At 52.6% G+C, this 25,043-nt stretch carries 20 protein-coding genes, 2 tRNA genes, 4 rRNA genes and 1 pseudogene; 14 read left to right on the forward strand and 13 right to left on the reverse strand.

The annotated features are described in order from the left end of the window. Positions 1-2: 2 nt before the first annotated feature. Both fmt and def read right to left on the reverse strand, forming a co-directional pair. A complete protein-coding gene (fmt, locus tag MY052_RS02160; protein ID WP_248538133.1) occupies positions 3-950 on the reverse strand; it encodes a methionyl-tRNA formyltransferase in 948 nt (315 codons plus the stop codon). A 14-nt stretch (positions 951-964) separates the two neighbouring features. After that, positions 965-1,474, reverse strand: a complete 510-nt coding sequence (gene def, locus MY052_RS02165) for a peptide deformylase (protein WP_035895006.1) — start codon at positions 1,472-1,474, stop codon at positions 965-967. A gap of 129 nt (positions 1,475-1,603) precedes the next feature. On the opposite strand from def, the gene dprA reads away from it, so the two are divergent. The 6 genes from dprA to MY052_RS02195 are packed head-to-tail and all read left to right on the forward strand — an operon-like array spanning position 1,604 to position 5,395. Continuing rightward, complete coding sequence (dprA, locus tag MY052_RS02170; protein WP_202217085.1) at positions 1,604-2,728, forward strand: DNA-protecting protein DprA; 1,125 nt, start codon at positions 1,604-1,606, stop codon at positions 2,726-2,728. Then, positions 2,700-3,173: a DUF494 family protein Smg gene (gene smg / locus MY052_RS02175; RefSeq protein ID WP_123650834.1), complete on the forward strand. Its 474-nt coding sequence runs from the start codon at positions 2,700-2,702 to the stop codon at positions 3,171-3,173. The genes dprA and smg overlap by 29 nt, the downstream gene beginning before the upstream one ends. Before the next feature lie 26 nt (positions 3,174-3,199). Beyond that, complete coding sequence (locus tag MY052_RS02180) at positions 3,200-3,754, forward strand: DNA topoisomerase family protein (protein ID WP_072011405.1); 555 nt, start codon at positions 3,200-3,202, stop codon at positions 3,752-3,754. Continuing rightward, on the forward strand, positions 3,747-4,319 hold the full coding sequence (gene tsaC, locus MY052_RS02185; protein WP_248538134.1) for an L-threonylcarbamoyladenylate synthase type 1 TsaC: 573 nt from the start codon (positions 3,747-3,749) through the stop codon (positions 4,317-4,319). Before MY052_RS02180 ends, tsaC begins: the two co-directional genes overlap by 8 nt. 3 nt (positions 4,320-4,322) lie before the next feature. Next, a complete protein-coding gene (gene aroE / locus MY052_RS02190) occupies positions 4,323-5,141 on the forward strand; it encodes a shikimate dehydrogenase (protein ID WP_248538135.1) in 819 nt (272 codons plus the stop codon). Then, on the forward strand, positions 5,138-5,395 hold the full coding sequence (locus MY052_RS02195; protein WP_035895012.1) for a DUF1488 family protein: 258 nt from the start codon (positions 5,138-5,140) through the stop codon (positions 5,393-5,395). The genes aroE and MY052_RS02195 overlap by 4 nt, the downstream gene beginning before the upstream one ends. Here the strand turns inward: MY052_RS02195 and MY052_RS02200 are convergent. After that, complete coding sequence (locus MY052_RS02200) at positions 5,371-5,925, reverse strand: gamma carbonic anhydrase family protein (protein ID WP_035895013.1); 555 nt, start codon at positions 5,923-5,925, stop codon at positions 5,371-5,373. The two genes, MY052_RS02195 and MY052_RS02200, sit on opposite strands and share 25 nt — an antisense overlap. A 467-nt stretch (positions 5,926-6,392) precedes the next feature. Between MY052_RS02200 and MY052_RS02205 the strand changes: the two genes are divergently transcribed. From MY052_RS02205 to rrf (MY052_RS02230), 6 genes are all read left to right on the forward strand, one after another. Continuing rightward, positions 6,393-7,932, forward strand: a 16S ribosomal RNA gene (locus tag MY052_RS02205). An 85-nt stretch (positions 7,933-8,017) separates the two neighbouring features. Continuing rightward, positions 8,018-8,093 (forward strand) — tRNA-Glu (locus tag MY052_RS02210). A gap of 219 nt (positions 8,094-8,312) precedes the next feature. Beyond that, positions 8,313-11,220 (forward strand): 23S ribosomal RNA (locus MY052_RS02215). A 94-nt stretch (positions 11,221-11,314) separates the two neighbouring features. After that, positions 11,315-11,430 (forward strand): 5S ribosomal RNA (gene rrf / locus MY052_RS02220). A gap of 14 nt (positions 11,431-11,444) precedes the next feature. After that, positions 11,445-11,520: transfer RNA gene (locus tag MY052_RS02225), tRNA-Thr, on the forward strand. Positions 11,521-11,559: 39 nt separating this feature from the next. Next, positions 11,560-11,675: ribosomal RNA gene (gene rrf / locus MY052_RS02230) — 5S ribosomal RNA — on the forward strand. The 16S, 23S and 5S rRNA genes sit together here with 2 tRNA genes alongside, the layout of an rRNA operon. Before the next feature lie 445 nt (positions 11,676-12,120). On the opposite strand, the gene MY052_RS02235 is transcribed toward rrf (MY052_RS02230), so the two are convergent. The 3 genes from MY052_RS02235 to MY052_RS02245 form a co-directional block, all read right to left on the reverse strand. Beyond that, a complete protein-coding gene (locus MY052_RS02235; RefSeq protein ID WP_035891258.1) occupies positions 12,121-12,342 on the reverse strand; it encodes a lipoprotein in 222 nt (73 codons plus the stop codon). Positions 12,343-12,660: 318 nt separating this feature from the next. After that, positions 12,661-15,771, reverse strand: a complete 3,111-nt coding sequence (locus MY052_RS02240) for an efflux RND transporter permease subunit (protein ID WP_248538136.1) — start codon at positions 15,769-15,771, stop codon at positions 12,661-12,663. A gap of 12 nt (positions 15,772-15,783) precedes the next feature. Next, positions 15,784-16,923 (reverse strand): efflux RND transporter periplasmic adaptor subunit, encoded by a 1,140-nt coding sequence (locus tag MY052_RS02245; RefSeq protein ID WP_248538137.1) that lies wholly within the window; start codon positions 16,921-16,923, stop codon positions 15,784-15,786. Positions 16,924-17,278: 355 nt separating this feature from the next. Here MY052_RS02245 and envR point away from each other — a divergent pair, with 355 nt between their 5' ends. Continuing rightward, positions 17,279-17,932, forward strand: coding sequence for an acrEF/envCD operon transcriptional regulator (gene envR, locus MY052_RS02250; RefSeq protein WP_248538138.1), 654 nt, complete (start codon positions 17,279-17,281; stop codon positions 17,930-17,932). 121 nt (positions 17,933-18,053) lie between these two features. Beyond that, on the forward strand, positions 18,054-18,887 hold the full coding sequence (locus tag MY052_RS02255; RefSeq protein ID WP_248538139.1) for an MBL fold metallo-hydrolase: 834 nt from the start codon (positions 18,054-18,056) through the stop codon (positions 18,885-18,887). 71 nt (positions 18,888-18,958) lie between these two features. On the opposite strand, the gene fis is transcribed toward MY052_RS02255, so the two are convergent. From fis to accC, 7 genes and pseudogenes are all read right to left on the reverse strand, one after another. Then, the gene (gene fis, locus MY052_RS02260; RefSeq protein WP_000462905.1) at positions 18,959-19,255 is read right to left on the reverse strand and encodes a DNA-binding transcriptional regulator Fis; all 297 of its coding nucleotides are present in this window, start codon (positions 19,253-19,255) and stop codon (positions 18,959-18,961) included. A 23-nt stretch (positions 19,256-19,278) separates the two neighbouring features. Further along, on the reverse strand, positions 19,279-20,244 hold the full coding sequence (gene dusB, locus MY052_RS02265; protein ID WP_123651690.1) for a tRNA dihydrouridine synthase DusB: 966 nt from the start codon (positions 20,242-20,244) through the stop codon (positions 19,279-19,281). Between the two features lie 265 nt (positions 20,245-20,509). Then, a pseudogene (locus MY052_RS24225) lies at positions 20,510-20,731 on the reverse strand (carbonic anhydrase family protein); the annotation flags it as partial. A gap of 268 nt (positions 20,732-20,999) precedes the next feature. Continuing rightward, the gene (gene prmA, locus MY052_RS02275; RefSeq protein ID WP_035891243.1) at positions 21,000-21,881 is read right to left on the reverse strand and encodes a 50S ribosomal protein L11 methyltransferase; all 882 of its coding nucleotides are present in this window, start codon (positions 21,879-21,881) and stop codon (positions 21,000-21,002) included. Positions 21,882-21,892: 11 nt separating this feature from the next. Further along, positions 21,893-23,344: a sodium/pantothenate symporter gene (gene panF, locus MY052_RS02280; RefSeq protein ID WP_248538140.1), complete on the reverse strand. Its 1,452-nt coding sequence runs from the start codon at positions 23,342-23,344 to the stop codon at positions 21,893-21,895. Further along, on the reverse strand, positions 23,334-23,579 hold the full coding sequence (locus tag MY052_RS02285; protein WP_248538141.1) for a YhdT family protein: 246 nt from the start codon (positions 23,577-23,579) through the stop codon (positions 23,334-23,336). Before MY052_RS02285 ends, panF begins: the two co-directional genes overlap by 11 nt. Positions 23,580-23,689: 110 nt before the next feature. After that, positions 23,690-25,039: an acetyl-CoA carboxylase biotin carboxylase subunit gene (gene accC / locus MY052_RS02290; protein ID WP_035891229.1), complete on the reverse strand. Its 1,350-nt coding sequence runs from the start codon at positions 25,037-25,039 to the stop codon at positions 23,690-23,692. Between the last annotated feature and the right edge of the window lie 4 nt (positions 25,040-25,043).

Raw genomic sequence — 25,043 nt, forward strand, 5'->3', positions numbered from 1 at the left:
CGTCAGAGTAGACGGTTGCCGGGTACAAACCATTCCCGGCGTGAGTTCAGCAGATCCTGCGCGCTCATCGCCTTCTTACCCGCAGGCTGCAGCGAGATAAGGTTCAAAATCCCATCGCCAGTAGCGACCTGAATCCCCTGGCGCGTGGCTTCGAGGACGGTGCCTGGCTCAGCTCCCGCCGGTTTATCAATCACCGTTGCCTGCCAGATTTTTACCGGCTGCTCATCAATGACGATGTAGCTCATTGGCCACGGGTTGAAGGCGCGGATGCAGCGCTCGAGCTGTGCTGCGCTGAGCGTCCAGTCAACAAGCGCTTCTTCTTTGCTGAGCTTCTCGGCATAGCTGACCAGCGCTTCATCCTGCACTTCAGGCTTCGCGGTACCCGTTGCTAGCAGATGTAGCGTATGGAGTAGCCCCTGAGGTCCCAGCTCTGCCAGTTTGTTGTAAAGACTCGCGCTGGTATCTTCAGCGGTAATCGGGCAGGAGAGCTTATGCAGCATATCACCCGTATCCAGGCCAACATCCATCTGCATAATGGTCACACCGGTTTCCGTATCGCCAGCCCACAGCGAACGCTGAATAGGCGCTGCGCCGCGCCAGCGTGGGAGCAGAGAACCGTGGACGTTGATGCAGCCAAGGCGTGGCATAGCCAGCACGGCTTTTGGCAGGATAAGCCCATAGGCGACCACGACCATCACGTCAGCCTGCAGGTCTGACACCAGCTTCTGGTTTTCTTCTGGGCGCAGCGAGACCGGCTGGAATACCGGAATGCCTTTCTCTTCGGCCAGTACTTTGACCGGGCTTGGCATCAGCTTCTTGCCGCGACCGGCAGGGCGATCGGGCTGGGTAAATACGCCAACGACCTGGTGCTCAGACGACAACAGCGCGTCAAGATGACGCGCTGCAAAGTCAGGGGTACCCGCAAAAATAATACGTAGTGAATCTGACACGTTAATCCTTATCCTTAGGCACGCGCGTTCAGGCGATCCAGTTTCTCAACTTTCTGACGAATACGTTGCTGTTTTAACGGAGAAAGATAATCGATAAACAGTTTACCGACCAGGTGGTCCATCTCGTGCTGAATACAGATAGCCAGCAGGCCGTCAGCCTCGAGCTCAAACGGGTTGCCATTACGGTCGAGAGCGCGAATTTTCACGCGTTCGGCACGTGGCACTAGCGCTCGCTGTTCAGGGATAGACAGGCAGCCTTCTTCAATCCCGGTATCGCCGTCTTTTTCCAACAGCTCAGGGTTGATCAGCACCAGTTGTTCGTCACGATTTTCAGAAACATCGATAACGATAATGCGTTGATGGATATCGACCTGCGTTGCTGCGAGACCAATACCTTCCTCGGCGTACATTGTCTCGAACATATCGTCGACAATTCGCTGAATTTCTTCATTCACTTCTTTTACCGGAGCCGCGACTTTGCGAAGACGCTCGTCCGGGATATGTAACACTTGCAAAACTGCCATAAATATCCAGAGTTCTGTTCAGGAGTAGGAAAGATTATTACCTCTATTCTAGACAAAACCCCCTCTAATTGACAGCATCACTGACCAATCGCAAGGATTGCTGGTGCCGCATGTGGCAAGGAGGAAAGGATGTCCCCAGAAGAGATAGCCTTCCGGCTGGTGAAGGTAAATGATTTATACGGCGATGAGATGCTGCAGGTCATGTGCGCACTTCGCCAGGCACGAGAAATTACCCGGCAGACGCTTCATTTAGCAGGTTTAAATGTCAAACAGACTGAACGTTTTTTCTCGTTAACTTCTGCGGATATGGCGTTAGCCCTGGCGTGGCTCGCAACGCCGGGTAATCATTTGCTGTTTGCGGACTCACCCTATTATCCTGCTCCGCTTCGCGCTATCCGTGATTATCCTGCGGTACTGTGCGTGCGAGGGAGTCTGGCGTTGCTAAGTACACCCCAGCTTGCCGTCGTCGGCAGCCGTCAGCATTCCCACTATGGCGAACGATGGGGGCGTTATTTTTGTGAAGCGCTGGCGCATCTTGGGATCACTATCACAAGCGGCCTGGCATTGGGCATTGATGGTGTTGCCCATCGAAGTGCCTTACAAGCCGACGGTAAAACGATCGCGGTCCTCGGGAGCGGCCTGAACCACATTTATCCCCATCGACACAGGGCGCTTGCCGACAACATTGTTGGGCGCGGCGGCGCACTGGTGTCAGAGTTCTCGCTGAATGCCACGCCTGCGCCTTACAACTTCCCGCGTCGTAACCGTATTATCAGCGGGCTAAGTCGCGGCGTATTCGTGGTGGAAGCGGCGTTGCGCAGTGGTTCGTTAGTCACAGCGCGATGTGCTCTGGAGCAGGGGCGAGAGGTTTACGCGCTCCCGGGGCCGCTGGGTAACTCGGGCATGGAAGGGCCGCATTGGCTTATTAAGCAGGGTGCCATGACGGTAACGGAACCTGAGGATTTTCTGGCGCTTTTTCCAGAATTAAACAGACATTTGTCCGATAAGCCAGAAATGATAAATAATTGCGCAGATAAGGAATGTGTAGCATTGCCATTTCCTGAGCTCCTGGCTAACGTAGGAGATGAGGTAACACCTGTTGACGTCGTCGCTGAACGTGCCGGCCAACCTGTGCCAGTAACCGTGGCTCAGCTACTTGAACTGGAGTTAGCAGGGTGGATCGCAGCTGTACCCGGCGGCTATGTCCGATTAAGGAGGGCAGGCCATGTTCGACGTACTAATGTATTTGTTTGAGACCTACATCCATACCGAAACAGACATGCGCGTAGATCAGGACAAACTCACTCGAGATCTCACCGATGCAGGGTTCGAACGTGAAGACATCTTCAACGCGCTGATATGGCTGGAAAAGCTCGCCGACTATCAGGAAGGCCTCGTAGAACCGATGCAGCTTGCGTCCGATCCTCTCTCCGTGCGTATTTTTACCGAGGAAGAGAGTCAACGACTGGATGCTAGCTGTAGGGGATTCCTGTTATTCCTTGAGCAGATTCAGGTGCTGAACCTCGAAACGCGGGAGATGGTTATTGAACGCGTCATGGCGTTAGATACAGCAGAGTTTGAGCTGGAAGAGCTGAAATGGGTCATTTTGATGGTTCTATTCAATCTTCCGGGCTGCGAAAACGCCTATCAACAAATGGAAGAATTACTCTTCGAGACGAATGAAGGTATGCTGCATTAATTCATTTTGTGGCATCAAGAGTTGTTATGGTCAAATCTGCACTGTTTACGGTGCCTAAACACGAGCCCTGCCCACAGTGCGGGGCCGAACTGGTCATACGGTCCGGTAAACACGGGCCGTTTCTTGGCTGTTCCCATTATCCGGAATGCGATTACGTTCGTCCCCTGAAAAGCCAGGCGGACGGACATATCGTCAAAATTCTGGAGGGGCAGTCTTGTCCTGAGTGTGGTGCCGTGCTGGTGTTGCGCCAGGGGCGCTTTGGCATGTTCATCGGATGCAGTCAGTATCCTGAATGTGACCACACTGAAGTTATTGATAAGCCAGATGAAACGGCCATCGTCTGCCCCGCGTGCCAACAAGGTCACCTGGTACAGCGCCGCTCTCGCTATGGCAAAAACTTTCATTCCTGCGATCGCTATCCGGATTGCCAGTTCGTCATTAACTTCACACCGGTAGCGGGGGAGTGCCCCGAGTGCCATTACCCGCTGCTTATCGAAAAGAAAACGGCGCAGGGCGTAAAACGCTTTTGTGCCAGTAAACAATGTGGAAAGCCGGTACCGGCGAAACAAATCAGTGAATAAAAACCTGCCATCAGAGGCCGTACAGCGTGCGGTTGTTGCTCTGAATAATAAAGAAGTCATCGCTTATCCAACCGAAGCCGTGTTTGGCGTCGGCTGCGATCCCGATAGTGAAGAAGCCGTCATGAATCTGCTGGCGTTGAAACAGCGCCCGGTAGAGAAAGGTCTCATCCTTATTGCTGCGAGCTTCGAACAACTTAAACCTTATATTGACGACAGCATGCTGACCGATGAGCAGCGCGCCACCGTGTTTGCCCGCTGGCCAGGTCCGGTGACCTTCGTTTTCCCGGCGAAATCCAACACGCCAGGCTGGCTGACCGGTCGCTTTAGCTCGTTGGCCGTTCGCGTCACGGATCACCCGGTGGTGATTGCGCTCTGCGAGGCTTACGGTAAACCGTTGGTTTCTACCAGCGCCAATCTGACGGGGCTGCCACCGTGCCGGACAACCGCAGAAGTGCTTGCGCAGTTTGGCACTGACTTCCCGGTAGTTGATGCGCCGACGGGAGGCCGCCTCAACCCATCTGAAATTCTTGATGCCCTGACGGGCGAACGTTTCCGCCAGGGGTAAACCGTGGAAAGCTACGTTGTTTTTGGTAACCCGATAGCGCACAGCAAATCGCCATTCATTCATCAGCAGTTTGCTGAACAGCTGGGCATTATTCACCCTTACGGGCGCATGTTGGCACCGCTGGATGGTTTCGTTGAAACCCTGGAAACTTTTTTCAAGCAGGGAGGAAAAGGGGCAAATGTCACCGTTCCTTTTAAAGAAGAAGCGTTTGCCCGCGCAGATGAATTGACGGAGCGTGCTGCGCTGGCGGGGGCGGTCAACACGCTTAAGCGTCTTGATGACGGACGAATTCTTGGGGATAACACCGACGGGATTGGTCTGCTGAGCGACCTTGAACGACTGGGGCTGATTAAACCAGGTTTTCGCGTGCTACTTATTGGTGCTGGTGGTGCGGCCCGTGGCGTACTGCTGCCACTGCTCTCTTTAGACTGTAACGTGACGATTACCAACCGTACGCATGCCCGAGCTCAGACACTAGCTGAGCTATTCCGACATACTGGTAGCGTGAGCGCGCAGGCGATGTCTGAACTTTCCGGGCAGGAGTTTGACCTTATTATTAATGCCACCTCCAGCGGTATTGCGGGGGAGACGCCACCCATCCCCGCTTCACTGATTAATAGTCATGTTTGCTGTTATGACATGTTCTATCAGAAAGGAGATACAGCCTTTCTGGCATGGTGTGTTCAGCACGGCGCAAAACGCTATGCCGATGGGCTAGGTATGCTGGTGGGGCAAGCGGCGCATGCCGTTTTACTGTGGCACGGTATTCTGCCAAACGTTGAACCGGTCATTGCTTCTCTTAAACGCGAGTTGGGCGTATGAATCAGGCTATTCAGTTTCCTGAACGGGAGGAATGGCGAGAGGATCTACAGGCGGTCTGCTTCCCGGCGTTGGTAAATGGTATGCAGCTCATGTGTGCGCTCAGGGCCGATGTCATGACGCGCCGTTTTGGCGGAGAGCAGCCCCAGCAGTGGTTATCGCTATTCCGTGAGAATCGCTGGGATCTGGAAGAAGAAGCCAGCGATCTTATTCGTGAGCAGCAGGAAGACAATCACGGTTGGGTGTGGTTGTCCTGATCCAGATAGTCGTTTTTCCACTTCACATAGTTATTGGCCGAATAGCGTAACCCTTCGAGTTCGGCCTCTTTCAGCGGACGGATCTGCTTAACCGGGCTTCCCAGATAAAGATAGCCACTCTCCAGGCGCTTATGCTGCGGAACCAGGCTGCCGGCACCAATCATCACATCGTCTTCTACTACTACGCCATCAAGCAATATAGAACCCATCCCCACGAGCACGCGGTTACCGATAGTGCAGCCGTGCAGCATGACCTTATGGCCGACCGTGACATCCTCGCCAACGATCAGCGGGTTTCCATCTGGGTTTTTCGCCGATTTATGCGTGACGTGAAGGACGCTGCCATCCTGGATATTGCTTCGCGCGCCAATCTGGATGTAGTTAACGTCACCACGTGCGGCTACCAGTGGCCAGATGCTGACATCATCGGCTAAACGAACGTCGCCGACGATAACGCTGGAGTCGTCGATCATCACGCGATCGCCGATGACGGGGAATAAATCTTTATAGCGGCGTAAAACGGCAGACATGTTTACCTCTTTAAAACGGTGTCATGATGAGATTTCTTCCCATTATTGACCCAATCTGTGCGTTTCTCATCTCAAAATTTAAGCAAATTGCGCACTTACAGCGCAAAAAGTGTGAAAAAGCGACACTTAGAAAAAAAAGTGAGAAAAGGGGTTGTGTGAAAAACAAAGTTCCCTATAATGCGCACCCACTGAGACGGCAAACGTGAATTACTTCACACTAACTAGCCGGTTCGGTTGAAGAGAAAAACCTGAAAATGAGGGTTGACTCTGAAAGAGGAAAGCGTAATATACGCCACCTCGCAACAGTGAGCGAAAGCCGTGTTGCACTGCTCTTTAACAATTTATCAGACAATCTGTGTGGGCACTCGAAGATACGGATTCTTAACGTCGCAAGACGAAAAATGAATACCAAGTCTCTGAGTGAACACGTAATTCATTACGAAGTTTAATTCACGAGCATCAAACTTAAATTGAAGAGTTTGATCATGGCTCAGATTGAACGCTGGCGGCAGGCCTAACACATGCAAGTCGAACGGTAGCACAGAGAGCTTGCTCTTGGGTGACGAGTGGCGGACGGGTGAGTAATGTCTGGGAAACTGCCCGATGGAGGGGGATAACTACTGGAAACGGTAGCTAATACCGCATAACGTCGCAAGACCAAAGTGGGGGACCTTCGGGCCTCACACCATCGGATGTGCCCAGATGGGATTAGCTGGTTGGTGAGGTAATGGCTCACCAAGGCGACGATCCCTAGCTGGTCTGAGAGGATGACCAGCCACACTGGAACTGAGACACGGTCCAGACTCCTACGGGAGGCAGCAGTGGGGAATATTGCACAATGGGCGCAAGCCTGATGCAGCCATGCCGCGTGTATGAAGAAGGCCTTCGGGTTGTAAAGTACTTTCAGCGAGGAGGAAGGCATTAAGGTTAATAACCTTAGTGATTGACGTTACTCGCAGAAGAAGCACCGGCTAACTCCGTGCCAGCAGCCGCGGTAATACGGAGGGTGCAAGCGTTAATCGGAATTACTGGGCGTAAAGCGCACGCAGGCGGTCTGTCAAGTCGGATGTGAAATCCCCGGGCTCAACCTGGGAACTGCATTCGAAACTGGCAGGCTAGAGTCTTGTAGAGGGGGGTAGAATTCCAGGTGTAGCGGTGAAATGCGTAGAGATCTGGAGGAATACCGGTGGCGAAGGCGGCCCCCTGGACAAAGACTGACGCTCAGGTGCGAAAGCGTGGGGAGCAAACAGGATTAGATACCCTGGTAGTCCACGCCGTAAACGATGTCTATTTGGAGGTTGTTCCCTTGAGGAGTGGCTTCCGGAGCTAACGCGTTAAATAGACCGCCTGGGGAGTACGGCCGCAAGGTTAAAACTCAAATGAATTGACGGGGGCCCGCACAAGCGGTGGAGCATGTGGTTTAATTCGATGCAACGCGAAGAACCTTACCTACTCTTGACATCCAGAGAACTTAGCAGAGATGCTTTGGTGCCTTCGGGAACTCTGAGACAGGTGCTGCATGGCTGTCGTCAGCTCGTGTTGTGAAATGTTGGGTTAAGTCCCGCAACGAGCGCAACCCTTATCCTTTGTTGCCAGCGGTTCGGCCGGGAACTCAAAGGAGACTGCCAGTGATAAACTGGAGGAAGGTGGGGATGACGTCAAGTCATCATGGCCCTTACGAGTAGGGCTACACACGTGCTACAATGGCATATACAAAGAGAAGCGACCTCGCGAGAGCAAGCGGACCTCATAAAGTATGTCGTAGTCCGGATTGGAGTCTGCAACTCGACTCCATGAAGTCGGAATCGCTAGTAATCGTAGATCAGAATGCTACGGTGAATACGTTCCCGGGCCTTGTACACACCGCCCGTCACACCATGGGAGTGGGTTGCAAAAGAAGTAGGTAGCTTAACCTTCGGGAGGGCGCTTACCACTTTGTGATTCATGACTGGGGTGAAGTCGTAACAAGGTAACCGTAGGGGAACCTGCGGTTGGATCACCTCCTTACCTTAAAGAAGCGTTCTTTGAAGTGCTCACACAGATTGTCTGATGAAAAGTAAATAGCAAGGCGTCTTGCGATTGAGACTTCAGTGTCCCCTTCGTCTAGAGGCCCAGGACACCGCCCTTTCACGGCGGTAACAGGGGTTCGAATCCCCTAGGGGACGCCACTTGCTGGTTTGTGAGTGAAAGTCGCCGACCCCAATATCTCAAAACTTACCTTCGGGTGACGTTTGAGATATTTGCTCTTTAAAAATCTGGATCAAGCTGAAAATTGAAACAGCACACTGAATTCTGTTCTCCGTAATAAGAACAGACTGAGGTGTGTTTGAGTCTCTCAAATTTTTGCAGCACGATGATGAATCGAAAGAAACATCTTCGGGTTGTGAGGTTAAGCGACTAAGCGTACACGGTGGATGCCCTGGCAGTCAGAGGCGATGAAGGACGTGCTAATCTGCGATAAGCGTCGGTAAGGTGATATGAACCGTTATAACCGACGATTTCCGAATGGGGAAACCCAGTGTGTTTCGACACACTATCATTACGTGAATACATAGCGTAATGAAGCGAACCGGGGGAACTGAAACATCTAAGTACCCCGAGGAAAAGAAATCAACCGAGATTCCCCCAGTAGCGGCGAGCGAACGGGGAGCAGCCCAGAGCCTGAATCAGCATGTGTGATAGTGGAACGGTATGGAAAGGCCGGCGATACAGGGTGATAGCCCCGTACACAAAATTGCATGTGTTGTGAGCTCGATGAGTAGGGCGGGACACGTGGTATCCTGTCTGAATATGGGGGGACCATCCTCCAAGGCTAAATACTCCTGACTGACCGATAGTGAACCAGTACCGTGAGGGAAAGGCGAAAAGAACCCCGGCGAGGGGAGTGAAAAAGAACCTGAAACCGTGTACGTACAAGCAGTGGGAGCATCCTTCGGGGTGTGACTGCGTACCTTTTGTATAATGGGTCAGCGACTTATATTCTGTAGCAAGGTTAACCGAATAGGGGAGCCGCAGGGAAACCGAGTCTTAACTGGGCGTTAAGTTGCAGGGTATAGACCCGAAACCCGGTGATCTAGCCATGGGCAGGTTGAAGGTTGGGTAACACTAACTGGAGGACCGAACCGACTAATGTTGAAAAATTAGCGGATGACTTGTGGCTGGGGGTGAAAGGCCAATCAAACCGGGAGATAGCTGGTTCTCCCCGAAAGCTATTTAGGTAGCGCCTCGTGAACTCATCTTCGGGGGTAGAGCACTGTTTCGGCTAGGGGGTCATCCCGACTTACCAACCCGATGCAAACTACGAATACCGAAGAATGTTATCACGGGAGACACACGGCGGGTGCTAACGTCCGTCGTGAAGAGGGAAACAACCCAGACCGCCAGCTAAGGTCCCAAAGTCACAGTTAAGTGGGAAACGATGTGGGAAGGCTCAGACAGCCAGGATGTTGGCTTAGAAGCAGCCATCATTTAAAGAAAGCGTAATAGCTCACTGGTCGAGTCGGCCTGCGCGGAAGATGTAACGGGGCTAAACTGTGCACCGAAGCTGCGGCAGCGACACTATGTGTTGTTGGGTAGGGGAGCGTTCTGTAAGCCTGCGAAGGTGTCCTGTGAGGGATGCTGGAGGTATCAGAAGTGCGAATGCTGACATAAGTAACGATAATGCGGGTGAAAAACCCGCACGCCGGAAGACCAAGGGTTCCTGTCCAACGTTAATCGGGGCAGGGTGAGTCGACCCCTAAGGCGAGGCCGAAAGGCGTAGTCGATGGGAAACAGGTTAATATTCCTGTACTTGGTGTTACTGCGAAGGGGGGACGGAGAAGGCTATGTTAGCCGGGCGACGGTTGTCCCGGTTTAAGCATGTAGGCGGGAAGTTTAGGTAAATCCGGACTTCTTTTAACGCTGAGGTGTGATGACGAGGCACTACGGTGCTGAAGTAACAAATGCCCTGCTTCCAGGAAAAGCCTCTAAGCATCAGGTAACATCAAATCGTACCCCAAACCGACACAGGTGGTCAGGTAGAGAATACCAAGGCGCTTGAGAGAACTCGGGTGAAGGAACTAGGCAAAATGGTGCCGTAACTTCGGGAGAAGGCACGCTGATATGTAGGTGAAGTGATTTACTCATGGAGCTGAAATCAGTCGAAGATACCAGCTGGCTGCAACTGTTTATTAAAAACACAGCACTGTGCAAACACGAAAGTGGACGTATACGGTGTGACGCCTGCCCGGTGCCGGAAGGTTAATTGATGGGGTTAGCGGCAACGCGAAGCTCTTGATCGAAGCCCCGGTAAACGGCGGCCGTAACTATAACGGTCCTAAGGTAGCGAAATTCCTTGTCGGGTAAGTTCCGACCTGCACGAATGGCGTAATGATGGCCAGGCTGTCTCCACCCGAGACTCAGTGAAATTGAACTCGCTGTGAAGATGCAGTGTACCCGCGGCAAGACGGAAAGACCCCGTGAACCTTTACTATAGCTTGACACTGAACACTGGTCCTTGATGTGTAGGATAGGTGGGAGGCTTTGAAGCGCGGACGCCAGTTCGTGTGGAGCCAACCTTGAAATACCACCCTTTAATGGCTGGTGTTCTAACGTAGACCCGTAATCCGGGTTGCGGACAGTGTCTGGTGGGTAGTTTGACTGGGGCGGTCTCCTCCTAAAGAGTAACGGAGGAGCACGAAGGTTAGCTAATCCTGGTCGGACATCAGGAGGTTAGTGCAAAGGCATAAGCTAGCTTGACTGCGAGAGTGACGGCTCGAGCAGGTGCGAAAGCAGGTCTTAGTGATCCGGTGGTTCTGTATGGAAGGGCCATCGCTCAACGGATAAAAGGTACTCCGGGGATAACAGGCTGATACCGCCCAAGAGTTCATATCGACGGCGGTGTTTGGCACCTCGATGTCGGCTCATCACATCCTGGGGCTGAAGTAGGTCCCAAGGGTATGGCTGTTCGCCATTTAAAGTGGTACGCGAGCTGGGTTTAGAACGTCGTGAGACAGTTCGGTCCCTATCTGCCGTGGGCGCTGGAGAATTGAGGGGGGCTGCTCCTAGTACGAGAGGACCGGAGTGGACGCATCACTGGTGTTCGGGTTGTCATGCCAATGGCATTGCCCGGTAGCTAAATGCGGAAAAGATAAGTGCTGAAAGCATCTAAGCACGAAACTTGCCCCAAGATGAGTTCTCCCTGACTCTTTAAGAGTCCTGAAGGAACGTTGAAGACGACGACGTTGATAGGCTGGGTGTGTAAGTGTAGCGATACATTGAGCTAACCAGTACTAATGAACCGTGAGGCTTAACCTTACAACGCCGAAGATGTTTTGGCGAAAGAGACATCGATATTCAGCTTGATTACAGATTACATCGACATGCTAAAGCGTGTTGATAACAGAATTTGCCTGGCGGCTGTAGCGCGGTGGTCCCACCTGACCCCATGCCGAACTCAGAAGTGAAACGCCGTAGCGCCGATGGTAGTGTGGGGTCTCCCCATGCGAGAGTAGGGAACTGCCAGGCATCAAATTTAGTGTGCTGATATGGCTCAGTTGGTAGAGCGCACCCTTGGTAAGGGTGAGGTCCCCAGTTCGACTCTGGGTATCAGCACCAGTTTTTCGGGTTAAAGTTTGGCACTTAGTAAAGAATTTGTCTGGCGGCTGTAGCGCGGTGGTCCCACCTGACCCCATGCCGAACTCAGAAGTGAAACGCCGTAGCGCCGATGGTAGTGTGGGGTCTCCCCATGCGAGAGTAGGGAACTGCCAGACATCAATTTAGTAAAAAAGCCCATCCTGACGGATGGGCTTTTTTACGTCTGTGGGAAATGAAAGCGCTGTGAAGTCCCGGGGTCGCTGCGCTCGCCCGGACTACAGACGGTAATAATGTGCACGTATAATACCCAGTCCGTAGCCCGGGCGAGGCGTTTTACGCCGACTCCGGGATGGTGCACTTTGCCCGATGGCGACGTTAACGCCTTATCCAGCCTACAAAGACGCTCTATCTCCTGCCTCAACAAAATATTCCATTCGAAGCAAGTACGGCGCTGAAAATAAGACAACGTTCGCTATCTCTTTATTATGATGAGCTATTTAGATTGTCGACGGGAATTAAAAGAGGTGGGTTTTGTTGATAATAAAATTGACGGCGATGTCATCCTGACGATGACAATAAGCGCAGAGACGGCCAGAAAGCATGCACTTTCTGGCCGTTGTGTTATTTGGTCAGTGCAACGATACCCAGCGTCAGGCCCGCCAAAGCAGCAGCGCCACCGGCGATAGCACCTGCGGTTTCCCAGTTGTCCTGTGTGGTCCCTTTCATGCAGGTGTTGGTGTGAACCAGACGGCCCTGATCGTCATAAACAGGTACACAAGGTGAGTCATGCGCGCAGCCAGCAAGCAGTGTTGCCAGCAGCGTCACCAGAATAAATTTTTTCATGATGTAGCCTCTAAATAATCCGTTTCATTACGCCAGAAATAGGCCGTATTACGGAATGGCTTATTTTATCACCTGTGCTATAGCCCATTGGTAGGGGAAATAATCTCAATTTATGTGGTTCGTAAATATCGTGGAGAAGGGAGCCTGAAAACGGTGGGATTATGTAGAAATGATGCAGAAGAAAATAACGAAATGGTGCGCTACGAAGCGTAACTGATGGTGGCACAGCCTAACGTATTGAGCCTGCACCACTAAACTTCCTGATTACCGAACAAAAAGAAAGGCGCCCGTAGGCGCCTTTTATCCTGAGTGATTGCGTTACTCAGAGTGTTTGGTAAAGCGACGTCTCACGACAACGAAGAATACTGGCACGAAGAAGATGGCCAGCAGCGTCGCGGTCAGCATCCCGCCCATGACGCCGGTACCAACTGCGTTCTGCGCACCACTACCTGCACCGCGGCTGATAACCAGAGGCATAACGCCGAGGATAAAGGCCAGAGAGGTCATCAGAATAGGGCGCAGACGCATACGTGATGCTTCGAGCGTTGCTTCAATGATCCCTTTACCTTCTTTATCCATAAGATCTTTAGCAAACTCAACGATCAGAATGGCGTTCTTCGCCGATAGACCAATGGTTGTCAGCAGACCTACCTGGAAGTACACGTCGTTATTCAGACCTCGTAATGAGGCGGCCAGAAGCGCTCCCACAACACCTAATGGCACTACTAACATAACGGAGAACGGAATAGACCAGCTCTCATAGAGTGCGGCCAGACACAGGAAGACGACAATCAATGAGATGGCGTACAGCGCTGGCGCCTGGTTGCCGGACAGACGTTCCTGATAGGACATTCCCGTCCAGTCAAAGCCAATGCCTGAAGGCAGTTTGCTGGCCAGTTGTTCCATCAGGGCCATCGCCTCACCGGTACTTTTACCTGGAGCCGCTTCACCGAGGATCTCCATTGATGGCAGACCGTTATAGCGTTCCAGACGTGGAGAGCCATACACCCAACGTGAAGTCACGAAGGCGGAGAATGGCACCATCTCACCGTTTGAGCTGCGTACGTACATATTGTTGACGTCGCTTGGCAGCATGCGGAACTTTGCGTCAGCCTGAACGTAGACCTTTTTCACGCGACCGTGGTCAATAAAGTCGTTGACGTAGTACCCGCCCAGCGCAGCAGAAATGGTCTCATTGATATCGGACAGCGAAACGCCTAATGCCTGCGCTTTTTCCTGATCGACATCGAGTTTGAACTGCGCGGTATCTTCCAGGCCGTTTGGACGCACACGAACCAGCTGATCGGGATGCTGCTGCACCATACCCAGAAGCTGGTTACGGGCTTGGGTCAATGCGGTATGACCGAGGTTACCCTGGTCAATCAGCTCGAAGTCGAAACCGGTCGCCGTGCCCAGCTCGATAATCGCCGGCATGTTGAACGGGAACACCATCGCATCTTTAATCTGGCTGAAGGCCATCGTGGCACGCTTGATGACGGATTCAGCACTATTTTCTTCCCCGCTACGTTCATCCCAAGGCTTCAGGCTCACAAACGCCATACCGGAGTTCTGACCCTGGCCGCTAAAGCTGAAGCCGTTAACGGTAAAGACGCTCTCAACGTTCGCCTTCTCGTTATTGAGGTAATAGTGGGTCACCGTATCCAACACCTTCTGCGTGCGCTCCTGTGTCGCACCAGCAGGAAGCTGAACCATGGTCAGGAATACCCCCTGGTCTTCGTCCGGCAGGAAGGACGTTGGCAGGCGCATAAACAGCACCGCCATACCGACAACAATCAACACATAGATAAGCAGGTAACGCCCAGTGGAACGCAAGATACCGCTGACGCTATTGGTATAGTGGTTAACGCTCTGGTCAAACTTATTGTTAAACCAGCCGAAGAACCCTTTCTTCTCGTAGTGATCCACAGAAGCGGGTTTCAGCAGCGTGGCGCACAGCGCAGGGGTGAGGATCAGGGCAACCAGTACCGACAGCGCCATTGCGGAAACGATGGTTATCGAGAACTGGCGATAGATAGCCCCGGTTGAGCCGCCAAAGAAGGCCATCGGTACGAATACCGCTGACAGCACCATCGCGATCCCAACCAGCGCGCCCTGGAGCTGCTCCATCGATTTCTCGGTGGCCTCGACGGGCGATAGCTTCTCCTCAACCATCACGCGCTCGACGTTTTCCACCACCACGATGGCATCATCGACGAGCAGACCTATCGCGAGCACCATCCCGAACATGGTTAGGGTGTTTATCGAGTAGCCAAACATCGACAGTACGGCGAAGGTCCCGAGCAGCACTACCGGGACGGCGATAGTTGGAATAAGCGTCGCACGGATGTTCTGCAAGAACAGGTACATGACGAGGAAGACGAGAATAATCGCCTCAAACAGCGTCTTAATAACTTCGTGAATCGAGATGGTCACGAACGGCGTGGTGTCATACGGATAGACCACCTTCATCCCCTGCGGGAAGAAGGGTTGTAGCTCCGCGAGCTTGGCTTTGATGGCGTTGGCGGTATCCAGCGCGTTCGCGCCGGTCGCCAGCTTGATCCCAAGCCCCGATGCCGGTTTACCGTTAATACGTGCGACGACGTTGTAGTTCTCACCGCCGAGTTCAATACGCGCGACGTCGCTCAGATGTACCACCGAACCATCGGCGTTCACACGCAGAGTCACTTTACCGAACTCAACCGGATCTTTTAAACGCGTCTGCGCAATAATTGAGGCATTCAACTGCTGGCCTTTCACCGCTGGCGTACCGCCCAGCTGGCCTGCCGCAATCTGGTCGTTCTGTACCTTTAACTGATTAATGACATCAACCGGCGTCAGGTTGTATTTGTTCAGCAGGTTGCCGTCGAGCCAGATACGCATCGCATACTGCGCACCAAAGAGCTGCACGTCACCCACGCCGTTCAGACGACTGATAGGGTCCTTAACGTTAGAGGCGATGTAGTCAGAAATATCGTCCTGTACGGTCGTTGGGTTATCAGAGATAAACCCGGCTACCATCAGGAAGCTGCTGCTCGACTTCTCAACGCTGATACCCTGCTGCTGCACTTCCTGCGGCAGCAGCGGTGTTGCCAGAGAGAGCTTGTTCTGAACCTGAACCTGGGCGATATCCGGATCGGTGCCTGACTTAAAGGTCAGGGTGATGGTCACGGAACCTGCGGAGTCACTGGTTGAGGACATGTACATCAGGTTATCGATACCGTTCATATTCTGTTCGATAACCTGGGTGACGGTATCCTGCACGGTTTGCGCATCAGCACCTGGATAGGTTGCTGAAATCGCCACGGCAGGTGGAGCGATCGTCGGGTACTGCGCGATTGGCAACTGCAGGATGGCAAGACCACCCGCAATCATCATGATGATGGCCAGAACCCAGGCAAACACCGGTCGATGGATAAAAAACTTAGACATGTGGTCGGTACCTTATTTCGCAGCAGGCGCTGCGGTATCCTCTTCAGCCTTCACGGTTGCGCCCGGGCGCACTTTCTGCAGCCCGCTGACAATCACCTTATCGCCCGCTTTCAGGCCGCTGGTAATCAGCCACTGGTCGCCAATCGCCTGGGCGGCAACGACGCTGCGTGTTTCGACCTGGTTTTTATCATTCACCAGCAGGACGGTGGCATCACCGCGAGGCGTACGAGTGACGCCCTGCTGTGGAACCAGCATGGCATTTGGGTTCACACCTTCATCGATGCGCGCACGAACGAACATCCCTGGCAGTAGTACATGCTGCGGGTTAGGGAAAATGGCGCGAAGAGTGATAGAGCCGGTGCTTTCATCCACGGTAACGTCTGTGAACTGCAGCGAACCTTTCAGCGCGTAGGCCTGACCGTTTTCCATCAACAACTGTACGCTTTTGGCGTCGCCGCCCTGCTGCAGGCTTTCTTGCTTGAGGCGCATAAAGTCGCTGCTGGACTGGGTGACATCGACGTAGATAGGATCCAACTGCTGTACCGTTGCCATGGCATCCGACTGCCCGTTGGTCACCAGAGCGCCTTCAGTCACGCTGGATTTACCAATGCGGCCAGTGATTGGCGAGGTCACTTTGGTATAGGCCAGGTTAATACGTGCGGTCTCAACGGTGGCTTTCGCCGCCATGACGTCCGCATCGGCCTGGCGTGCTGTTGCTACCGCCTGGTCATAGTCCTGTTGGCTGATGTATTTGGTGCCTAGCAGAGGAACATAGCGCTTCACGGTCAGGTGAGCGATGACCGCAGCGGCTTCAGCTTTCGTCTGATCGCCTTTCGCGCTGTCATAGGCCGCCTGGTAGGTGGCTGGGTCTATTTGATAAAGAGACTGACCGGCCTCTACATCACTCCCTTCCACAAAGTTGCGTTTCAGGATAATGCCGCTGACCTGTGGACGAACTTCAGCGACGCGAAACGCAGAGGTACGGCCTGGTAATTCGGTAGTGATGGACAATGGCGCATTGTTAACGGTGTGAACGGTAACCTGAGGCATTGGCGCATGCGCTTGTTGGCTTCCAGAATTATCACAGCCGCTAAGTAATGCTGCTGAGATAATTAAGCTGGATAAAAGTGTAACCCTGGCGTGACTCGTCATTGCTGTTCCTTATAGATTGATAGCCTGGTTTGACTAAAAATCTGTGAAAGAAAGGGTGAATAAAAAATGCAGTTCGTTATCCTACAAATAAACATCGGTGGATGTAAGAGATAGTTATTTTTGAACGATCACCAAAGGCACGGAAACGCAAAAATAGCAGGATTAGAGAATCTGAAAAGTGGTGTGATGAAATCATGCATTCATAATGTGAATATAAATTAATTAAATATATGTTTAATGGATTTATTGATTTTTAGTACTTATCAAACTTTTTGGTAAATACTGTTGTTAGCCTAAATGGTAAATTAAATTGATTTTCCATCCACCGCGAAGTTTGCGGTAAGTGACGTAGGCTATGGCCAGAAAAACGAAAGAAGAGGCGCTCAAGACGCGCCAACTGCTGCTTGATTCAGCCATTGAGCAGTTTGCGCTGCGGGGCGTGAGTAACACCACCCTGACCGACATTGCGGATGCTGCCGGGGTAACTCGCGGTGCGGTTTACTGGCATTTTGCCAGCAAAAGTGAATTATTTAATGCGATGTGGGAAGAACAACTACCGCTGCGCGACCTAATCCATCATAAATTGATACAAATAGACAGCACCAATCCACTATTAAACTTAAGAAATAAATTTGTCGTTGGTTTGCAATATATTGCTGAAACGCCGCGGCAGCGCGCGCTGATGCAGATCCTGTATCATAAGTGTGAGTTTAGTAGCGATATGGTGCCGGAGCATGAAATTAGAAAGAAAATAGGCTTTAGCTATGATTCCATGCGAAATGAATTGCAGGCCTGCGTGCGTAACAAAATATTACCTGCTGATACAGACATTGAAATTATATTGATTGTCTTACATAGCGCATTTAGCGGCATTATCAAAAATTGGCTGATGGACCCACTGCAGTTTGATCTCTATCAACAGGCTCCGCTGCTTGTCGACAATATTATGGCGACCGTTTGTGCTCAACATCTGTGGGCTACCCGGCCTACGCTGGTTGTTAACCAGTAACTGCGTATCCTCTCAGGCAGGGAAGCCTGAAGATTATTCATCTGGCCCTGCTTCTGCTGTCCTCTGCTTTCGGCTTCTGTCATCTTATTCTTCTACTCATCATCCCCGTAACGAGGTGTTTATGAACGCGATTTCTCGCCAGATTGGCGACTTTTTGGTGACGCCGCTCAGCGACGGTAATATGGCAGCGAGTCTCGAACTCCTGTCCGGTATTAGCACGACAGAGGCCGGGGAGATCCAGAAGCAGGCTGGGATTACCGAGCCTGGAAATCTGCATATCTATGGTTATCTTATCCGTGGGCGCGGGCGAACGATTCTGGTGGATTCAGGAACCGGCGGCGCCAATAACGTGGGCGGGCAGTTGAAAGCCAATTTGCAGGGTGCTGGCGTCCAGCCTGAAACGGTGGATACCGTGTTGCTGACTCACGCTCATCCTGACCATCTGGGGGGCTTGCTGGATGAGGAAGGCATGGCGGTTTACCCTAACGCCGCTCTCTACCTGCATCCGCTTGAGAAGGCGTTCTGGCTGGATGATGCACGGTTTGCACAGGCTAACGAACGTCAGCAGCGTAACTTTATCCGCGCGCGCCAGACGCTAGCCACCTATGGCGAGCGTGTTCGCCTGCTGAGCGATGCGCCGATTGCCGAGGGAATTCATCCCGTCCCTCTGCCAGGGCACACGCCGGGGCATACGGGGTTCAGAATTGATACTCCGGAAGCTTGCCTGATTATCTGGGGTGACATTGTTCACTTCCCCTATATTCAGACCGCGCACCCCGGGGTAAGCATTGCTTTTGATATCGATAGCGAACAGGCGAAAGCATCACGTAAACGTATTCTGGCGCAGGCGGCGGCAGAAAAGCTGCTGGTGGCGGGGATGCACTTCGGTGGGTCGGGCTTTGCGCGGGTTATTCCTGAGGATCAGGGCTACCGTATCGTCTACGCTGAGGCGTAAAACAGGCAATAAAAAAGGCGCTTCCCCATGCCGAGTAGCGCCTTCAAAATCAAGCAATTAACTGATTAGTATCAGTTCATGCCGTATTTTTTCAGTTTCTTACGCAGAGTACCACGGTTGATGCCCATCATCAGGGCTGCGCGGGTCTGGTTACCACGGGTGTATTGCATCACCATGTCCAACAGGGGCTGTTCTACTTCAGCCAGTACCAGCTCATACAGGTCATTAACATCCTGACCGTTCAGTTGAGCAAAATAGTTCTTCAGTGCCTGTTTAACCGAGTCACGCAGGGGTTTTTGAGTTACCTGATCCTGAGAGTTAACGGTAGAAACGGTCAGTACGTCAGAATTTACGCGTTGTTCGAACATAGTTCTGTCAGCTCTTTATTTCATTACGCAAGATTTTCGAAGTATGCCTCCAACGCCTCCAGCTGTACGCTGGCATCCTCTATGGCGTTGAATGTGCGCCGAAACTGGTCATTTGGAGCGTGCTCCTGGAGATACCAGGATACGTGTTTACGCGCGATTCGGTACCCTTTTGCCTGACCATAAAAGTCATGCAGTTCCCGAACGTGCGCACAAAGCAAGCGCTTAACCTCTGCCAGTGGCAGTGGGGCAAGCAGCTCCCCAGTGTCCAGATAATGCTGGATTTCCCGAAAGATCCAGGGTCTTCCCTGAGCGGCACGTCCTATCATCAGGGCATCAGCCCCCGTATAGTCGAGTACAGCTCTGGCTTTAAGCGGGTCAGTAATGTCACCATTCGCGATAACCGGAATGGAAACTTTCTGCTTAACTGCCCGAATGCTGTCGTATTCAGCTTCACCATTGAACAAACAGGCGCGTGTGCGTCCATGAATGGTCAGGGCCTGAATGCCACAGTCTTCGGCCAGTTGGGCAATCTCTACACAGTTACGGTGTTCCGGCGACCAACCCGTGCGAATCTTTAACGTAACAGGAACGTCCACTGCGCTGACAACCGCCGTCAGGATTGACTTCACCTGGTCGGGGTATTGCAGAAGGGCTGAACCTGCAAGCTTGCGATTCACTTTTTTGGCCGGGCAACCCATATTGATATCAATAATCTGGGCGCCACTTTCCACGTTGATACGCGCGGCATCTGCCATTTCTTCAGGTACGCTTCCGGCAATTTGCACGGTACGAATACCTGGTTCATCAATGTGCACCATCCGAAGGCGGGACTTATCGCTTTCCCAGACCTGCGGGTTAGACGACATCATCTCGGAAACGGTTAAACCTGCTCCCATCTCGTAGCACAGCGTCCTGAACGGCCGGTCGGTAATACCTGCCATAGGTGCTGCGATCAGTCGATTTCTGAGCTGGTGTTGTCCGATACGCATGAGTTAAGAAATGACCATACTGTGACTGCAAGGCGGCGTATATTACGCATTTTTTGCACGAGATGAAAGGCCAAACTTTAACCAATCCTCTGAGGTGGATCAAAGAATCGCAGTAAGCGATGTCACCACTAAAGAATTAATTATATAAATCATCTAATTAGAAAATTATGGCGATTTTATCTACATCTATATTTTTGAGTAACTTCTCACTTTTTCTTCGACTCAGGGAGATCTGGCAAGATAATCTGCTGATTTAATCAGCAGATTATTGTGACATAGTGTGACAATGCTCGCATTTCAGGACATGATCCCGGCACTCTTCTGCCGCGTATTCGACAACTACACGGCCATTGAGCGGCTGTGCCGGTCGGTTATTGTCATGGTGCATCGTGTGGGTGAATTTTTTCAGCTGCGCTTCTGAAAGCGTCATGGGCTGCTTCAGGACAATCCAGGTCACACCCTCGGAGCAGGGTGGTGTGGTCAGAGAACGTCATCAATCGTCGGTGAAAGATGTGCTTTGAGTGTGGTCTCGATGTTAATCGGGGATTGATTCATCCCGGCTTGACAGGTTTTATACTCCTTGCTGAGCGAGCCCAGTGCTAGGGAGACCCTTCGCCTTCATATCGTCCATTGAATGGTTTGCGTTTTTTATTTTTTAACTTTAATGAGTTAAGTCGATGTTTTAACGCATGGATGGGGTGAGGGACGTACAAAAAGCGGGAAGCTGTGGCCTCCAGAGAGGCCACGGGAAGGAATTATTTTTTGCGACCAGTAATACGGCACCACTCTTCTTTCTCGACGACGGCGTCGAGGTCAAAGAGATCGGCATAGGCTTCGCAGACGCTTTCCGCTTGGCTTGCCAGGATACCAGAAAGCCCCAGCAGGCCGCCTGTAACCGGCAGCACGCTGATTAACGGAGCCAGCTCGCGTAATGGGCCAGCCAGGATGTTTGCGACCACGACATCGGCTTTCATGGCTTCTGGCTGATCCTGTGGCAGGTACAGTTCCAGACGTTCAGAAACGCCGTTACGCTGTGCGTTATCTCGGCTAGCCTGAATGGCCTGCGGATCGATATCGATCCCGATTGCTTTCGCAGCACCCAACTTCAGCGCGGCGATCGCGAGGATCCCGGAGCCACAGCCAAAGTCGATAACCGTTTTGCCGGTTAAATCCAGCCCGTCCAGCCACTGTAAACACAGGGAGGTGGTTGGGTGCGTACCGGTGCCGAAGGCCAGGCCTGGATCGAGCATCACGTTAACGGCGTTAACGTCCGGCACATCGCGCCAGCTTGGGCAGATCCACAGGCGTTCGCCAAAGCGCATCGGGTGGAAGTTATCCATCCACTCGCGCTCCCAGTCTTTATCTTCCAGCTGCTCAATCTTGTGGGCGAAGCCTTCACCCAACAGCGGATGCTGTTCCAGGATGGCAACCACTTCTTTCATGTCGGTTTCTGCATCGAACAGGCCGATAACGTCGGTATCGCCCCACAGACGCGTTTCACCCGGCAGCGGCTCAAAGACCGGCGTGTCATGCGTATCCTGGAAGGTGATGGAGACCGAACCGGCTTCCATCAGCGCATCGCTAAGATCTTCGGCATTCTCGCCGGTTGTGTTCAGTTTCAGTTGGATCCACGGCATGGCAAAACTCTTTATTTATCAGAAGAAATTACGGCAGCCTGTGGGACGGGTTGACCAAAACGGTTCCCGACCACAAACGCCAGCAAACTTAGCAGTAACGAGGGCACAATCGGATGGAAGCCCAGGTACTGAACGTTAAATGTGGCCAGCACGGCATACAGCACACCGCCGACAATCATGGCACTCAGCGCGCCGACAGCGTTCGCACGCTCCCAGTACAGTCCGAGCACTAATGGCCACAGGAATACCGCTTCCAGCCCGCCGAAGGCGAGCAGGTTCAGCCAGATAATCATTTCCGGCGGACGCCAGGCGGCGAGCAGCAGCAACGCCCCTAAAATCAGCGTAATCACCGCCGACATACGCTTCAGGCGACGTTCATTCTGTAACTGTTCCGGATGCAGGTTCAGATAGAGATCTTTGATGATCGTAGCGGAACTTTGCAGTAATTGGGCATTAATTGTCGACATAATTGCCGCCATGGGGGCGGCCAGGAAGATCCCCGCGGCGAAGGGTGGTAGCACCTTCACCATCAGCGTAGGGATCACCAGGTCGGGTACGGTGAGGTCGGGAATCACTGCCCGTCCCAGCGCCCCGGCAAGGTGCATACCAAACATCAGGATAGCGACCACGATGGTTCCGACGACGATTCCCCGGTGGACGGCTTTACTGTCTTTATAGGAGATACATCTTACGGCGGTATGTGGCAGACCGATAACGCCAAAGCAGACCAGCACCCAGAATGAGGTCATAAAGGTTGGCGACAGAATATCTCCTGCTCCCTGCGGCGATACCAGTTTAGGATCAATGGTTTCTAAAGTATGTACTGCATGACCTATCCCGCCCGCGGCGTGAACGACGCCGACCAGCAGGACAATGGTGCCAATCAGCATCACCAGCCCCTGCATCGTGTCGTTCAGCACGCTGGCACGGAAGCCGCCAAATGCGGTGTAAAGCGCGATACTGATGCCGAAAATCAGCAGACCGGTTTCATAAGGGATGCCTGCTGCTGTTTCCAACAGACGCGCACCTCCGATGAACTGCACCGTCATCGCCCCCACAAAGGCGACCAGCAGGCTAAGACTAGCCAGCCAGACCAGAAGCCTGCTTTGATAACGAGCGAACAGCATATCGTTGAGCGTCACGGCGTTGTAGCGACGGGCGAGAATAGCAAATTTCTTGCCCAGTACCCCTAACGAAAGCCAGATAGCCGGTAGCTGGATCATCGCCAGCAGCACCCATCCTATTCCGTATTTATAGGCCGCACCTGGTCCGCCGATAAACGAGCTGGCGCTGATATACGTGGCGGTCAGCGTCATCGCAAGGACGATGCCTCCCATTGAGCGACTGCCAAGGAAGTATTCATTGAGGAAGTTACCCGTCACGCGTTTGCGCATGGCGTAGATCGATATACCAAACACCACCAACAGATAGGCGATAAGCGGCAGAATGACTTCAAGCTGCATGGTCGTCATCCTCCAGTGGAATATCGCGGTAGACAAACTTCACCATCAGCCAGCAGAGCAAAATAAAAACCAGCGGCATCAGCAGGCAGGCCATTTCAAACCAGTGCGGCAGACCGGTGATACCCTGCGTGGAATCAGGTAAGTAAGCACACGCTAACCACGCAGCAAGATAGAGAAGGGTTAGCCAAAGCGCCCAGCGCGCCTCTTTATGGGCCTGAACAAAACGCTTGTCCATTTTTTGTCCCTTGTGGATGAAGAAAGCGGGGATTGTACCGCAAGGAAAAGATGAGGGGAGAGAAAAAGAAAAAAGGCCGGAAAATCCGGCCTTTTGCTGCGATAACAGGATTATTTTTCCTGTAATCCGAGTTTTTTCTCCAGGTAGTGGATGTTGGTACCACCATGCTGGAAGTTCTCGTCGGTCATGATACGCATCTGCAGATCAACGTTGGTTTTGATACCGTCGATGATCAGTTCCTGCAGCGCGTTCTTCATGCGAGCAATGGCCACGTCGCGGGTCTCACCGTAGCAGATGAGTTTGCCGATCATTGAGTCATAGTACGGTGGTACGGTGTAGCCAGCGTAGATATGAGATTCCCAACGAACGCCAAAGCCGCCCGGCGCGTGGAAGCGGGTAATTTTACCCGGGCTTGGCAGGAAGGTGTCTGGGTCTTCGGCGTTGATACGGCATTCTACCGCATGGCCACGGACATGGACTTCTTCTTGCTTGATGGACAGCGGCTGACCGGCAGCGATACGCAGCTGCTCTTTGATAAGGTCAACGCCGGTGATCATCTCAGTAACCGGATGCTCTACCTGGATACGGGTGTTCATTTCAATGAAATAGAACTCGCCGTTTTCGAACAGGAACTCGAAAGTACCCGCGCCGCGGTAGCCGATATCCACACACGCTTTCGCGCAGCGTTCGCCGATGTAGCGACGCAGTTCCGGAGTGATGCCCGGTGCTGGTGCTTCTTCGACAACTTTCTGGTGACGACGCTGCATAGAGCAGTCACGTTCAGCCAGATAGATAGCGTTGCCCTGACCGTCAGCCAGTACCTGAATCTCGACGTGGCGAGGATTTTCCAGGTATTTTTCCATATAAACCATGTCGTTGCTGAAAGCTGCTTTAGCTTCCGCTTTGGTCATGGCAATGGACTGCGCCAGGTCTGCGTCGCTGCGCACTACGCGCATGCCGCGACCGCCGCCGCCGCCGGAGGCTTTGATGATAACCGGGTAGCCGATGCGTTTAGCATGAGCGCGGTTAACATCCATATCTTCGCCCAGCGGGCCGTCAGAACCTGGAACGGTTGGTACGCCTGCTTTCTTCATCGCGGTGATCGCGGACACTTTGTCACCCATCAGGCGAATAGTGTCGGCTTTCGGGCCGATGAAGATGAAGCCGGAACGTTCAACCTGCTCGGCAAAGTTGGCGTTCTCAGAGAGGAAGCCGTAGCCTGGGTGAATCGCAACAGCACCGGTGATCTCAGCAGCGCTGATGATAGCCGGGATGTTCAGGTAGCTTTTTACGGACTGAGCCGGGCCAATACAGACCGTTTCATCCGCCAGCAGTACGTGTTTTAAATCGCGGTCCGCAGTGGAGTGCACAGCCACGGTCTTGATGCCCAGTTCTTTACAGGCACGAAGAATACGCAGTGCGATCTCGCCGCGGTTGGCGATGACAATTTTATCCAGCATCTTC

Source organism: Kluyvera ascorbata, from assembly GCF_023195735.1.
Taxonomy (GTDB): domain Bacteria; phylum Pseudomonadota; class Gammaproteobacteria; order Enterobacterales; family Enterobacteriaceae; genus Kluyvera; species Kluyvera ascorbata.